The following is a 14520-nucleotide window of genomic DNA, read 5'->3' as shown; positions in this document are numbered from 1 at the left end:
CATTAAAATTTAATACTCAATGAAAAAGAGAGAGTTTACAATTTCCTTTTTCCTCCATGTGTGGGAAAAGAAGGCGGAAGAGATTTCGTTGGAAGAGTTTCATAATGACCTCAGGGGAGCACGCTGGAAGGTGCTTGCCGAGTCGTATCGGCGGTGGATGCAGACGGGGATGGCCGAGGAAGCCAAGAAGCTGAAGGGTGCCCTGAATGCAGTGGTGGTAGCCGGCAGGTGCCGGGGCGGACATGCGGCGAACCAGGTGAGCCGGCTGAGCGGACTGGCACTGTTCGACTTTGATCACTGTCCGGAGAAACTGTCCGGGATGAAGGAGAAGGCCAAGGCATTGCCATACGTGGTGGAGGCCTTTGTCAGTATCTCGGGTGAGGGCTTGAAGCTGATTGTGCGTATCGATGCGGAGAATGCCGGGCAATACGCGGCGGCTTATCCTGTCGTCGCCCGTGAGTTGGAGCGCGTGTTGGGTCATCCTTGCGATATGTCGTGCCGTGATTTAGGGCGGGCGTGTTACGCTTCGTATGATCCGGATGCGTATTATAATCCCGCTGCCGGGGTGTTTCCGTGGCGGGAACAGGCGGACGGACTGCCGCAGGCGGAAGGGGGGTATCCTGCGCAGGCGGTGGATGGAGCTCGTCCGGCAGGCGTTGCTCCCGAAGCGGGGAATGGCTTTATGCAGGCTTTCCTGAATGATTTTGATGTCCGGAACCCGTTTGCGACGGGAGGGCGTCATGCGTTTATGTTGAAGTTGGGACGCTATGCCCGGTATAAAGGTTTTTCGCCGGAGGAAATGCGGCTGTTGCAAAAAACAGTGGTTGAGAAATATGCGCAGGCTGATTTCGGAAGCGGAGAGATTGAGAAAACGTTACTCTCTGGTTATCAGTATGCTTCTGTCAGAAAGGCGGACGCTGTGGCGACCGATTTGGGTCCAAAGGTCCAAGGTCCATTCTATGGGATGCCCGAGGAGGAGGAAGAAGAGGATTTGGAGGATGTCTTGTTCGGAAAAAGTGAAGGATTCCGGCGGGATGCGCCTTATTTTCCCGACGAGGTATTTGATCATCTGCCTGCCTTGCTGGCCGAAGGGGTAAAGGTGGCGGGAAGTCCTCGTGAGCGGGACATGTTGCTGGCGGCCATGATTGTCAATATCAGTGCGTGCCTGCCCGAGGTACGTCTTTTGTACGATCAAATGTATTATTCTCCGCATCTGTACTATATGGTGATAGCCCATGCCGGGGGCGGAAAGGGAGTGGTGGGGCTTGCCGGAATGCTGCCTGCCGAGATTCATAAGTTTTACGAGAAACAGAATGATGAGGTGCGTCTGGTGTACGATAAAGCGTTTTTCGAGTGGGAGCTGGAGCAGAAAAAGGCGCAGGCGGAGAAGCGTTCGCCGGATTTTTCGCTACGTCCCAAAGAGCCTGTCCGTAAATTGCTGACACTTTCGCCAATGTGTCGAAGAGTTTGATCATTAGCGCTTTGGAAGAGAGCGGCAAGTTGGGGTGCTGCATCAATGCTACGGAGCTGGACATGGTGTCGGGCGCTATCCGGAATGAGTGCGGAAAGCACGATGATGTATTCCGGGCTGCTTTTCAGCACGAAGTGGTATCGGCTGATTTTAAGGTGAACGGGCGTCAGGTGGTGGCTCGCCATCCGCGTCTGGCTTTGTGTCTGGCCGGCACTCCCAATCAGTTGGTGCGTTTTATTCCTTCATTGGAAAATGGATTGTACAGTCGTTTTCTGATCTATACGGGGCAGAGTGCCTGGGAGTGGCGTTCGGCGGCTCCGCGGGCGGGGTGCGAGGATCATCGCGCGGTGTTTGTCCGTCTGAGTGCCCGCCTGCTCGAGTTACATCAGTTCCTGCTTCAGTCTCCCACGGAGGTTACGTTTACTTCGGAGCAATGGGCGGAGCATACATTGCGGTTTGCTTCTCACTTGTCTGAGGTGGTGAACGAGCGGGATGACTCGCCGGGGGCGATCGTGCTCCGACACGGGTTGATGGCGAGCCGGATAGCCTGTGTGCTTACGGCGTTGCGGAAGGGGGAGTGTGCTTGGGCGATGCCCGAATATGCATGTTCTGACGAAGATTTCCATACCGCCATGTTGATGACGGATGTGTTGCTGGAGCATAGCCTGCTGCTGTCTACCTGTATGCGGAAAAGCGAGAGTAAGCCGAAGCCTTTAAAGCCTTATTTCAGATTGCGTCCGGTATTGCAGTCTCTTTCAGGAACTTTTACTTTTACCCAAGTGGTGGATAAGGCTGTGGAGATGGGGATTCCTAAAACCACTGCTAAACGGCTTTTCAGGAAGACAGTCGAGCTTAAACTCGTTGTAAAAGAGGGAGATGCGTATCGAAGGACGACTCGGAGCTGGGGAGCGGGCATCCCATAGAATGGACCTTGGACCTTTGGACCCAAAAAGAGGCTGGAAAGGTGCTTGCATTTGTATGAAAAAACTCTTAAGCCTTTTCTGAAAAGACTTAAGAGTTTCTACTAAAAGACTTGGATGTTTCGAGGGAAACGTCTAAGTCTTTTTCACGTTTTTCACCACAGAGGACACAGAGTTCACAGAGGAAAAATTTATTTTCCCCGGAACAGGTGTTTAAATTAAAACTCTGTGTCCTCTGCGTCCTCTGTGGTGAAATCAAGGTTCTCCCAGGTAATGCACTATCAGCCCGACTTCGCGCTTGAGGAAGCTGTGGCGGTATTTGTTGTAATTGACTTCGGACAGTGCCCGGGTCAGGGCAGTGTTTTTACGCATCCAGCGGTAGAGTTTCTGCAGGGCGAGCACCGGATCGAGGCCCGGGCAGTAAAGTTGTGCAAGTTCGGCTTTGGTGTACGAGCGGATAATGAAATCGGCTTCGGTTGTGTCTTCTTCTTTTCTTTGGTTCATGGTTTTGATTATCTGATTGTTATCTACCGTAAATATACGAAAAAATACCCGGAATGCAGCGTGTTTTTATACTCTTTTTTCGTCAAACTTCGTCATCGGCGCTCTTTCCTTGTCATTGGCGCATCGAGGTTGTCGTATCTTTGAAATGTGATTGAAAAACAGATGTTTAACTCTAAAAAAAAGTACGATTATGAGTAAAGAAGTTACGTATTCGGTAGTAGCGCGCAAGAACATGCAGAAGAAGGATGATCCCGCCAAGTATTATGCCCAGGCGCAGGCGAGTGGCGATGTGGGTCTGGACGAGATCTCGACCCGGGTGGAAAAGGCCTGTACGGTGCACTCGGCGGATGTGGTGGCGGTGCTGAAGGCGCTGGAGGATGAAATGGTAGACGGGCTGTCGAGGGGAGAGATTGTACGGCTGGGCAATATCGGCACGTTTCAGGTGGGCCTGAGAAGCAAGGGAGCTGAAAAGCCGGAGGATTTCAAAGCGGCGAATATCAGCAAGGCGAGGGTGAACTTCCGTCCGGGGCCTGTGCTGGCGGATGCGATGAAGACACTCAGCTTCAGCAAGGTGAGCACCCGGGCGGCGCAAAAGGGCGACGGCGACGGGGGGATTGTGGATGACCCGACGGCATGATTTCGCACCACAGTTTTTCACCACAGAGGACGCAGAGGACACAGAGGAGGAATTAAAACTCTGTGTTGCTCTGTGGTGAAACAGAGTGGTGAAACAGAAGTTTGGAAAATTAAAAACTCTGTGTCCTCTGTGTCCTCTGTGGTGAAAACTGTGGTGAAAACGTAAAACAACTTAATATAGCAAAGCAACGATGAAGAAGTTACAAAGAATCTTGGAATGGGTGATCGCGTTCCTGATGTTTCTCGGTGGGAGGAATGTCGAAAAGTGAAGGAGGGGGTATGAGGAAAATCGACTTAATCGTGATTCATTGCTCCGCAACGAGGGAAGACCGGTGCTTTACGGAGTTCGATCTGGATGTCTGCCATCGCAGGCGTGGCTTCAACGGGCCGGGGTATCACTTCTATATCCGCAAGGACGGGCGGATTGTGTCCACTCGTCCGGTAGAGAAAATAGGGGCGCATGCCAAAGGGCACAATGCGACGAGTATCGGTATCTGTTATGAAGGAGGGTTGGATGCGAGGGGACGTCCCAAGGATACCCGGACGGAGTGGCAGGTGCATTCGATGCGGGTGTTGGTGAAGACTCTGCTAAAACAGTATCCCGGCAGCCGTGTGTGTGGCCACCGGGATCTGAGTCCGGACTTGAACGCCAATGGGGAGATCGAGCCCGAGGAATGGATAAAGCAGTGTCCGTGTTTTAATGTGATTGATGATAAAAAATTACATTGATGTTTTAAAATGGAAATTGAACCGCTATAAGAGTTAATTTAATTAACTCTTATAGCGGTTTGGTTTTCATGGCATAAGTGTAACAAATAATTAATTCTTCATATTTTATAAAATCATAGAGATGTCTAAGTGTGTTTTTGGCCGTAACCATATCCATAGCCGTACTTTTTGCCGTACCCGTAGTAGCGTCCGTATTTTCCGTATCCATAGTAATAACCGTATTTCCGTTTTTTCATGTCGAGCCCGTTGATGACGGTACACAGGTTCGGAAGTTTGTTGCCCAGACGAAGATCCTCGAGCAGGGTATAGTCGGCTTTATGCGTATAGTCGGCACGGCATACGTAAACGGAGAGGTCGGCTACCCGTGCGATGATCTGTGTGTCGGTGACCAGCCCGATGGGGGCGGTGTCGAGTATCACGTAGTCGAAGTGCCTTTTCAGAATATCGATGGCCTGCACCAAAGCCTGGCGTGCCAGCAGCTCGGTGGGGTTGGGCGGGACTGTTCCACCGGGGAGGATACTCAGGTTGGGTGATATCTCCGAGGGCTGCACCATAGACAGCAGGTCGGTATGCTGCGGATTGGCCAGGTATTGAGTGATTCCTTTCTCTTTGTGCGAAAGGGAGAATACTTTGTTCAGTCCCGGCTTGCGGATGTCGAGTCCCACGATGACTACTTTCTTGCCGAGCAGCGAGAGGCTGATGGCAAGGTTGGTGGCTACGAATGTTTTTCCTTCGCCGCTGATGGTGGAGGTGACCAGGACCACTTTGTTCTCTTCGCCCAGCATGAATTGCAGGTTGGTGCGGATGCCCCGGAAGGTTTCCGCCATCAGGTCGTTTTCGTTTTCGCGGACGGCGATGCTTCCCTGCTTCCCTTCTCCCTCTTCCGCCAGGGGGATGTCTCCGATGATAGGGACGGAAGTCAGTTTCTCCACGTCCGCCCGTCCTTCTATGCGGAACTGGAGCAGGCCCATGACGTAGATGACGGCTACGGGGATGCCTATCCCCATCAGGAGCGCGATCATGTAGACCGTCTTTGTCTTGGGTGAGACGGGACCGTTGTCGGCCATGGCTTCGTCTACGATTTTGGCATTGTTGGCAGTGGCGGCCAGCGCGATGGAGTTTTCTTCCCGTTTCTGGAGCAGCATCAGGTAGAGTCCGGCTTTGATTTCCTGCTGGCGCGAGATGCTGACGAGCTGGCGTTCCTGGGCGGGAGCATTGCTGATGCGGCGGTTGAACTTGTTGGCCTGCCGGTCGAGGTCGGCTTTGGTGATCAGCAAACCTTTCTGAACGCTGTGGATGGTGGTCAGGATGTTTTCGCGCATGGCACGGATGCTGGTATCCAGATTCACGATCACCGGGTTGGTTTCCGAAGAATTGAGCAGCAGGCGGTTGCGTTGGAGCACCATTTCGTTATACTGGCTGATAAGGGTGGACAGGGACTGGTCGGTCAGGCCGACGTTGACGGGCAACACGGTGTTGAGCTTGTCCGGAGCGGAGATATATTCGCCTAAGTAGCGTACCAGGTTGAGCTGGGTGCCGTTCTCCACCCGTTGTTTCTCGTAGGCGGAGTTTTCGCTGACGGCCAGTTGGGCATCGCTTGCCAGGTCGGTCAGTCCGGCATCCCGTTTGAAGTTTTCCAATTCCTTTTCGGTACTGAACAACTCGTCGTTGATGATGCGGATACGTCCGGCGATGAACTCTTCCGTTTTCTCCGCCACCTCGTTCTTGTCGTTGTTGGTGTTCCGGTTGTAGACTTCGATCAGCCGGTTGATGAAGTCCTCGCCACGGCGCTTGTTGGTGTTCTTTAAAGAGACGATGACGATAGAGGTGGTTTTGGACGTCGGTTCTACACTGAGTGCTCCCGCATAGCCTTTGGCTGTCCACAGGGGATTGCTGACAACGGCGGTGAGCGTCTGCGGTTCTTTGACGGTGACGGAGTCGTGGGCAAGCGTAAACGTGAACGTGCCTGCGGGAGTAGTGAGCAGGGCCGGCAGCTTGGAGAACTTTTTACTGTAGGAGCTCTCTCCGATGGTGGCTTTCACGTCGAGCCGGTTGCCGGGCGACAGGGTGAGTTCGAAGACGGCCGGCGCTGCTAACTTGTCCGCTTCTTGCGGAGTGAGTCCCACCAGTACCGGCGAATTTTTATAAAGTTCCGTTTCGTTGAAACTGCCTTTGGCTGTATAGGTGGTGTATAGGTTCAGTTCGCTGACCACATGCTTGACCAGCGTTTTGGAACGTAGTATTTCAATCTCGTTGTCGATGTTCGATACCGAGCTGACCAGACCCAGGCCTTCGAGCGCGGTGAGGTTTCCTCCGCTGTTGCCCCCTTTCTTATCGTCCTTGATGACTACGGAAGCCGAGATGTTGTAGACCGGAGTGGTCTGCCGGAGGTATAACCATGCTCCCGCAAGGCAGAGGATGATCGAAGCCACGAACCAGGGCCACCGGATGATGTAGCGGAACAGCATGGCGTGGAAGTCTATTTTCTCTTCTTTCTCTTCGTATAGATCGTCGTATAAGTCTTCTTTCATTTTCGGGGTTTCTTTATTTGGCGATTGTAATGATTAAACTGGCAAGCGACACAAGCGTGCCTACCACAGAGAACCAGATGGTGGTGCTGGTGCTGATGTCGGCTGTTTTTGCCTTGGTCTTATTGGGTGTGACATACAGGATGTCGTTCTGTTGCAGGTAGTAGTAGGGCGATTGGACGATATCTGCCCGGTTCATGTCCAGCGTGATGATGTGCTGGTGTCCGTCGGCGTCCTCGCGGATCAGGCGGACGTTGTCGCGCAATCCGTACACGGTCATGTCGCCTGCCATGGCAAGGGCTTCGAAGAGGTTGACCTTTTCGTTGCTGATGGTGAAAGTTCCGGGAGCGTTTACTTCGCCGATGACAGAGATCTTATAATTGGCCATACGGACGGTGACGATGGGCGATTCTTTGATATAGTCGCTTAACTTCCCTTTGATCAGTGTTTCCGCCTCGCTTTTGGTCAGCCCGCCGATGTGCAGGGTGCCCAGTATCGGGAATTCGATATTGCCCCGGTTGTCTACCAGGTATTGCTGGAGTGCCGGCTGGCTGGTCAGGCTGTTCTGCGCGGCGCTGACGGGAGTCGCTACGGTGAGGTTGAACGGTTCAGCCAGTTCGGGGTCGGTGCAGGACACGACGATGGTGAGCAGATCCTTCGGCATGATGCGTGCATCATAAAGCTTGGCTTCCGCAACGGCACGTTGCACCTCTCCCGAGTCTTGCAAATAAGGCACTTTCTTGTAGGACTGGCAGGAAGCCAGCAGGATACAGGTTAACGTAAAAAAAAGTAGTCTTTTTGTCATTTATCTTAATTTTAGAGTATTACTATATGGGGTGGCTCACCACAGAGGACACAGAGTTCACAGAGGAAGAATTTAAGATCTTTCTATAAACCTGGAAAATAAAAACTCCGTGTCCTCTGTGTCCTCTGTGGTGAACTCTTTGTTTTAATAAGCTTCTTTTTCTCCTTCTAACGCATTTCTTACAGTTTTATATATTATATATAAATCGAGCATGAAGGTCCAGTGCTCGATATACCAGATGTCCCGTTGCACGCGGCCCTCCATTTGCCACAGTTCGTGGGTTTCTCCACGAAAGCCGGTGACTTGCGCCCAGCCGGTGACACCCGGCTTCACAAAATGGCGGACCATGTATTTGTTGATCAGTTGTGAGTATTGTTCCGTATGTTTCAGCATGTGAGGGCGGGGGCCCACTACCGACATGTCGCCCAACAGTACGTTGATGAACTGCGGCAGTTCGTCGATGCTGCTTTTACGCAGAAAGTTGCCGAATCGGGTTTTACGCGGATCGTGCAAGGTGGCTTGCAGGGTGTCGCTCTGTGCGTTTACTTTCATGGAACGGAACTTGTAGCACCAGAACTCGCGTCCGTCTTCTCCGCTTCGCTTCTGCTTGAAGAAGATGGGGCCCGGTGAGGTGATTTTGATGGTCAGTCCGACGATGATATAGATAACGGGGAAGAGCGTGCACAGGAACAGCAGGGAGAAAACGATATCGAACGTACGCTTCCTGAAGCGGTTTTCGGTGAAACTGAGAGGCTCCTGACGGATGCAGAGTACGGGCACGTTGCCCAGAAGCTCGAAGTACATCCGGCGTTTAAGATAACTGCGTACGTTGGGGACGCTGAAGAAGCGTATCAGGTGATTCTCACAATAATCGATGATGGGGAGTATCTCCTCGCTGCGGGCGGATGGCAGGCAGCAATAGACTTGTTCGATTCCTCCCCGTTTCAGATAATCCACAATCTTGCCGGGTTGTCCCAGGTATTTCACTTTTTCGGGAAAGCGACTGCCGGGCTGGTCGTCGAAATAACCGATGACACGAAATCCGGAAGTGACATCGTCCGTCATTTGATGATACAGTTCGATGATATTGCTGTTGCTGCCCACGAGAATGATGCTGCGGGAGTTTCCTCCATGCTTGCGGTAGCATTTCAGGAGTCTGCGAAACAACAGACGGTAGCAGACTAACAGCGTGGTGAACGTGAGATAGAATATCAGGAAGAAACGTGCGGAGAGGATACCGAAGTTTCCAAAGGTGAGGGCGCAGGAGAAGAATAGGGCGTGTCCGGCGCTGTTGCGTATGGCGCGCCATACAATTTGTTCGGGACGTACTACGCGGCGATACAGTATGACGCCCGATGACATGTTGCTAACCAGATAGCATAAGTTGAGTAATACTAAAACCTGTGGAAGTGAGTGGGTAAATGGATCTGCAAAGAATTTACTTCCTAAGAGTGCGTACAGAGATAGAAAGATACCATTCAAGAGAATTAAATCTCCGGCGAATACTATCCTTTTTATAACTTTATTAAACCGCAATACCTGTTTCATAATGTATCTATAGGAGTGTATGTAATAGTTGTCAGTGCTTGATCCACTATCATCTTGCTGTGTGCATTACAATTTGTTCCCTTACTTATTAGGTAATAGAATGCAGAATAACGAAAAGATATAAAATATGGCTTGGAGAGGTTAACTAAACATAAAAGAGGGGGTAGCTTATATAACTACGATGTAAAATTATCGCAATTTGGTAACTCCTGTTTGAGTAATTACATCAAACAGGAATTATGACTAATCTTTCTATTAAATGAATAAATTATTTCAAACTGATATTTAAACTGATTATTATCCACTTTATTAGAAAAGAAATTATCATTTTGTTTGTGATATTTCAATTTTTATCTCTACTTTTGCAGCGATAAAACAAACAAATCTGTTCTATTACCTAATAAGTAAGGGATCGCTTTGTTCTATTACCTAATAAGTAAGAGAACCATTTATATCACTCTTCTTCTTCCTTCTTTAGTCTCACGGCAGCAATTACTTTTTTATTCGCATTACTCAGTGTTTTATTATCAAAAGAAGCCAGGTAGATGTATGTCACCTTTTCCGAAGCATGCCCCATGCCGGCACTGATTACTGAAACCGGAACCCCCTTTTGCAGGGCTGTGGTGGCCCAGCTATGGCGTGCTACATAAGAAGTGAGCGGAGTCTTCAGCTTAAGTATTTCAGATATCTGGTTGAGTCGCTTGTTATACACCCTCAGCGCACTCCGGTATTGCTTATGCCCTTCTTCACCGGCTGCGCTAATGACCGGTAGCAGATAGATGGAGTCTGCACAGAGTGCCGCATACTTCCTAAGAATCGCTTTGGCACAGCTTTCTATGATGACCGTAAGTTGCTGACCCGTTTTCTGACGGAAGTAAACCAGTGTTTTCCCTCTCACGTCTGTTTTGCGGAGGTGCACCAGGTCGACAAATGGGATTCCACGCAGATAGAAGCTCAGCAAGAAGAGGTCGCGGGCAAAATCGAGCTTACTGTTCTTACCCAGATCGGCCTCCAGCAGACGGGAGATGATGGAAGGCGAAATAGCCCGTTTGGCGGTAGGTTCGTTGCCGATGAAAACATTCTCGAATAACTCCCGCGTATTGAGTGAAGCCAGGTTTTGCTCGATGGCCTGATTGCAAATGGAACGTAACATGCGCATATAGAGTGAGATCGTATTATGCCTTTTCCCACTCAAAAGCAAATACTGTTCGTACTCCTTGATGCTCTCGGGAGTGATTTCTTCAAAAGTAAGCGAATCTTTTCCTGCAAACTTCTGATAACTGTGCAGGGTGTAAATGTAAGTGTTGGCTGTACTGTAACGACCACCTAACTTAGCCTTCTTGGCTAAAGATTTAATGAACTTTTCAATTTCCATTTTCTTGTTTTTTTTAGTGTGTTCAACAACAATGATTCTAATAAAAAAGATTTTGAGCGGTAAGGCAGAAAATTTGCAGGAAATTAGTAAAAAATCAATAGCCATAAAGTATAGACGAATGAAAGTGTCATAAATACCCAAATGGTCCGATGAAAAAGGAGAGTAAAAAAGTGTCCCGAATTTGGATGAATAGCCGTTCTTTCGTGGTGTATTAATCAATTAAAAACATGAAATTATGGTAATAGCTTATTTGAGAGTAAGTACGGAAAAACAGTTTTTAGCTAATCAGAAAGAAGAGATTTTGCGATTTGCAGAGAAAAATGGATTATCGATCGACAAGTGGTACACAGAGACTATCAGTGGAAGCGTAAGCACAAAAGACAGGAAATTATCAGAGTTACTGAAAAGGATGCACCCGGGGGATACACTGATTGTAACGGAGATTTCGAGGCTGAGCCGTACATTGCTCGAGATTATGACTATCCTGAATTTCTGTATCAAGAAGCAGGTGGTGCTTTATAGCACCAAAGAAGGCTATGTGTTTCAGGACGACATCAACAGTAAGGTGCTGGGATTTGCATTCGGGCTGATGGCGGAAATCGAAAGGAACCTGATTTCGATGCGTACCAAAGAAGCACTTGCACGTAGAAAACAGGAAGGAATGACTTTAGGCAGAAGAAAGGGGGATACGCCTAAAATTAAATTGCTGAGTGCCAACAAGCGGGTACTAACCAGAGAACTTGACAAAGGAACTACTTACTCGGAACTGGCGGAAAAAATGGGAGTGTCCAGAACAACATTGTTCCGGTTCATGAAAACGATGTATTAGTGAACAGTGATTCACCACAGAGTACACGGAGTACACAGAGGTTTTAATAGGAGGAAGAGAGAGTAAGAGAACGCATTGTCATTCGTTGTGGATGGATGAAGTTCTCTCTCTGTACTCTGTGTACTCTGTGGTGAAACTGTGGTGAATATGAGTTCATTCACTGTTTATCATTTACCGTTCATCGTCGATGATCGTTTATGAAGGCTTTTCAGTTCGAAGGAGAGCATGACCCGGAAGAAACCGATGATCAGGAAGGTGAATGCCAGCATGTATATAACGTAGAGTGCGCCTACGGCCGGTTGCCAGAGGATGATCAGCGAACAAATGATGGCAAGGATGCCGAAGCCCATGTACCATCCCCACTCACGGGTTCCATAACGTTTCAGGTCCATGGAATAGCCTGTGGCAGAGAAACCGCGGAACATCATCCAGAAAGCGACAATGAACGGTATGACTTCCATGCTGAGCAATGGGTAGGCTACCAGGTAAATACCTAAGATCAGGTCGATAATACCTCCTGCGAGATACCATCCCCAGGACGAGATGCTTCGCCGGTTGCTGATGGAAAAGATGATTTCGATAATACCACTGATCAGCATGGAGATGCTGAAGATAACGCTGAGGGCAATGTAACTGCTTCCCGGTGCAAACAGCAGGCAGAGAGCTACGATGATGTACAGAATACCTAAGATAAGAGATAACCACCAGTTTTTTACTGCGTGTTCCATCTCGTCGAATAAAGTTTTCATATCAATTCTATTTTTAGATTATTGTCCCACGTGAACAAAGTAAGCGTACCGATTGTTTAGAATATAGTAAATAAAACTTAGAGATAACAATTATGGCAACAACAAATTTCAAAGGACAACCGGTAAAGCTGATTGGCGAATTTATACAGGTTGGAAAGGTGGCTCCCGATTTTGAGCTGGTGAAAAGTGATTTATCTTCTTTCTCACTAAAAGATTTGAAAGGTAAAAATATAGTTCTGAATATTTTCCCAAGTATGGATACCGGTGTCTGTGCTACTTCGGTGCGTAAATTCAATAAGATGGCAGCGGGATTAAAGGACACGGTGGTATTGGCCATTTCGAAAGACTTGCCGTTCGCTCAGGGACGTTTCTGCACGACGGAAGGCATTGAAAACGTGATTCCATTGTCCGATTTCCGTTTTTCGGACTTTGACGAAAGCTATGGAGTGAGAATGGCCGACGGACCGCTTGCCGGATTGCTGGCACGTGCGGTGGTGGTGATCGGAAAAGACGGGAAAGTGGCTTATACGGAACTTGTTCCGGAGATTACTCAGGAACCTGATTATGAAAAGGCACTGGCTGCCGTGAAGTAATCTGTGTAGGAGAAGATTTAGGAAAAAATAAAGTCCGTGTTCACTCCAAGGAGGTGGGAACACGGACTTTTTCATGTGGAATTGTTACTTCTTTTTGGTCATATCGAAGTCGAACTGTACTTTAGAAGTCGGTACAACCACATCTGCCAGTTTAATCTCGTCGGCATTGAGCTTCATCTTCAACTGATTGTTTTTGTAAGCGAAGCTGCCTTTTTCCGGAGAAGAAATGGTTACGGTTACGGTCTGACCCTTTTCACCTTCTGTAGCAGAGGGCAACTGGAGGATCAGCGGTTTCGGTTCGAATGCAAGGTAGATACTGTCTTTCTCTCTATTGAGAGCCGGCTTGTAACCTACTTTGTATTTCACGTCACCGAGAGCTTTGATAATGGCTTCTGCTTTGTCTTTGTCACCGATAATAGAGATGATAAGGTCGTCAACCGGCAATTTGTCGAAGAAAACGGTATCATTCTTTATTGTCGCATTGACATCCTGTCCCTTGGGAGTTTCACCTTCACCGGCATTCTCTCTGCCTGCAAGCGGAGTAACTTGGGTGATCAGTACTTTTCCGTTATAAGTGCCTGCCACGTCACCGGTCGATGGAGGAGGGAGCGGAGAGTTGTCATCGTTGTCACAAGAAGACAAGGTTACCACTGAAAAAGCAATCGCAAAAGCATAAAAAAGCTTGGATAGATTAAATTCTTTTTTCATTTTCTTAAACATTAAATTTGTTACATAAATCAGTCGTTCATCAACCAACTGTAAGGCCTAGGATTTGTTTTTTGATGAATTGTTGATTAACTGGTTTGGTGTACGTACAATAAGTAAATGCAGGGAATATAAAGATACTGCATGGAAGAGGAAAAAAAAGAAAGATTTTTTTGAGGGAGGGATGAAGGCGGAGTTTTACCACGGAGTACCACAGAGTCTCACGGAGTAATACGGAATAATACAGAGTAATAGAGAGTAGAGAGTGATACAGAGTAATACAAAGTTCTTAGAGTTCACTACCATTCGTTATCGATAGATTAAGTTCACTCTGTGTTGCTCTGTGTTACTCTGTGGTGAATGCTGATTCTTGCTGTGGAGGCACTATTTCTTTTTCTTCATTCCTTTGTAGATAAGGAAGCCGACGATGAAGACTCCGATGGCAATGAAGCAATAGCCCAGTTCGTGGCTGTATTCGGTAACTTTGGCAAGCAGTTGCTCTTCGCTTTCAATGCCGGGGACGGTGGACAGATAGTATCCGATGGCGGCAAGGATGGTGTTCCATAATCCTGCGCCTAAGGTGGTGTAGATAAGGAAGGTGTGCAATTTCATGCGGGCAAGTCCGGCAGGGATGGAAATCAGTTGGCGGACTGCAGGGATCAGACGGCCGATGAAAGTGGACAGCGCTCCGTGCTTGTCAAAGTATTCTTCGGCATGTTGCACTTTGGCTTCATCGATCAGGCACATGTGCCCGAAACGGCTGTTGGCGAATTTATAGACGATGGGACGTCCCAGCCAGCGGGCCAGATAGTAATTGATGATAGCGCCGATATTGGCTCCTAAAGTGGCAAAAAGCACTACCAGGTAGATGTTCAATTCTTCGTTGACTGCTGCTTTGTAAGCTGCCGGAGGAACTACCACTTCGGATGGAAAAGGAATAAAAGAACTTTCAATGGCCATTAAGAGTGTAATGGTCCAGTAATTGAGGTGGTCTAAACACCACTGAATGAAGGCTACAGATTCCATTTGTTTAATTTAGATTGAATTTAATATAGTTTTGGTTTTTGATTTACCACAGAGGACACAGAGTTTTTATTATCTTAGTTTATTAAGAAAAAAGATTTCTCT

The 14520-nt window shown here is 48.4% G+C and carries 12 protein-coding genes and 1 pseudogene; 5 read left to right on the top strand and 8 right to left on the bottom strand.

Annotated elements, in window-relative coordinates; all coding sequences use genetic code 11:
- The first annotated feature begins 19 nt into the window (after window positions 1-19).
- Window positions 20-2394 (top strand): annotated as a pseudogene (locus DBK98_RS17785) (DUF3987 domain-containing protein).
- A 252-nt stretch (window positions 2395-2646) separates the two neighbouring features.
- Here the strand turns inward: DBK98_RS17785 and DBK98_RS17780 are convergent.
- Window positions 2647-2895 carry a DUF4248 domain-containing protein gene (locus DBK98_RS17780; protein ID WP_005779872.1) on the bottom strand — a complete coding sequence of 83 codons (249 nt, stop codon included), beginning with the start codon at window positions 2893-2895 and terminating at the stop codon, window positions 2647-2649.
- A 190-nt stretch (window positions 2896-3085) separates the two neighbouring features.
- Between DBK98_RS17780 and DBK98_RS17775 the strand changes: the two genes are divergently transcribed.
- Together DBK98_RS17775 and DBK98_RS17770 are read left to right on the top strand one after the other, a co-directional pair.
- Window positions 3086-3532, top strand: a complete 447-nt coding sequence (locus DBK98_RS17775; RefSeq protein ID WP_005779870.1) for an HU family DNA-binding protein — start codon at window positions 3086-3088, stop codon at window positions 3530-3532.
- Window positions 3533-3810: 278 nt separating this feature from the next.
- Window positions 3811-4260 carry an N-acetylmuramoyl-L-alanine amidase gene (locus DBK98_RS17770; protein WP_005806817.1) on the top strand — a complete coding sequence of 150 codons (450 nt, stop codon included), beginning with the start codon at window positions 3811-3813 and terminating at the stop codon, window positions 4258-4260.
- A 125-nt stretch (window positions 4261-4385) separates the two neighbouring features.
- On the opposite strand, the gene DBK98_RS17765 is transcribed toward DBK98_RS17770, so the two are convergent.
- The 4 genes from DBK98_RS17765 to DBK98_RS17750 form a co-directional block, all read right to left on the bottom strand.
- Entirely contained in the window at window positions 4386-6791 is a 2406-nt protein-coding gene (locus DBK98_RS17765) for a polysaccharide biosynthesis tyrosine autokinase (RefSeq protein WP_032530476.1), read from the bottom strand.
- A 13-nt stretch (window positions 6792-6804) separates the two neighbouring features.
- Window positions 6805-7593: a polysaccharide biosynthesis/export family protein gene (locus tag DBK98_RS17760; protein WP_005779864.1), complete on the bottom strand. Its 789-nt coding sequence runs from the start codon at window positions 7591-7593 to the stop codon at window positions 6805-6807.
- A gap of 144 nt (window positions 7594-7737) precedes the next feature.
- On the bottom strand, window positions 7738-9141 hold the full coding sequence (locus DBK98_RS17755; RefSeq protein ID WP_032536092.1) for an undecaprenyl-phosphate glucose phosphotransferase: 1404 nt from the start codon (window positions 9139-9141) through the stop codon (window positions 7738-7740).
- Window positions 9142-9595: 454 nt separating this feature from the next.
- On the bottom strand, window positions 9596-10516 hold the full coding sequence (locus tag DBK98_RS17750) for a Tsr19 family tyrosine-type DNA invertase (protein ID WP_032536091.1): 921 nt from the start codon (window positions 10514-10516) through the stop codon (window positions 9596-9598).
- A gap of 235 nt (window positions 10517-10751) precedes the next feature.
- On the opposite strand from DBK98_RS17750, the gene mpi reads away from it, so the two are divergent.
- Window positions 10752-11345: a serine-type multi-promoter DNA invertase Mpi gene (gene mpi, locus DBK98_RS17745; RefSeq protein WP_005779856.1), complete on the top strand. Its 594-nt coding sequence runs from the start codon at window positions 10752-10754 to the stop codon at window positions 11343-11345.
- 167 nt (window positions 11346-11512) lie between these two features.
- Here the strand turns inward: mpi and DBK98_RS17740 are convergent, their stop codons facing one another.
- Window positions 11513-12094 carry an HdeD family acid-resistance protein gene (locus DBK98_RS17740; RefSeq protein ID WP_005820692.1) on the bottom strand — a complete coding sequence of 194 codons (582 nt, stop codon included), beginning with the start codon at window positions 12092-12094 and terminating at the stop codon, window positions 11513-11515.
- A gap of 92 nt (window positions 12095-12186) precedes the next feature.
- Between DBK98_RS17740 and tpx the strand changes: the two genes are divergently transcribed.
- Window positions 12187-12687 carry a thiol peroxidase gene (gene tpx, locus DBK98_RS17735; RefSeq protein WP_005779853.1) on the top strand — a complete coding sequence of 167 codons (501 nt, stop codon included), beginning with the start codon at window positions 12187-12189 and terminating at the stop codon, window positions 12685-12687.
- A gap of 84 nt (window positions 12688-12771) precedes the next feature.
- On the opposite strand, the gene DBK98_RS17730 is transcribed toward tpx, so the two are convergent.
- Complete coding sequence (locus tag DBK98_RS17730) at window positions 12772-13395, bottom strand: DUF4840 domain-containing protein (RefSeq protein WP_005806808.1); 624 nt, start codon at window positions 13393-13395, stop codon at window positions 12772-12774.
- Window positions 13396-13776: 381 nt separating this feature from the next.
- A complete protein-coding gene (locus DBK98_RS17725; RefSeq protein ID WP_005806806.1) occupies window positions 13777-14418 on the bottom strand; it encodes a DedA family protein in 642 nt (213 codons plus the stop codon).
- Window positions 14419-14520 lie beyond the last annotated feature (102 nt).

This window comes from Bacteroides sp. PHL 2737, from assembly GCF_004115325.2.
Lineage (GTDB): Bacteria > Bacteroidota > Bacteroidia > Bacteroidales > Bacteroidaceae > Bacteroides > Bacteroides hominis.
This window is presented reverse-complemented; position numbering and strand designations above follow the sequence as displayed.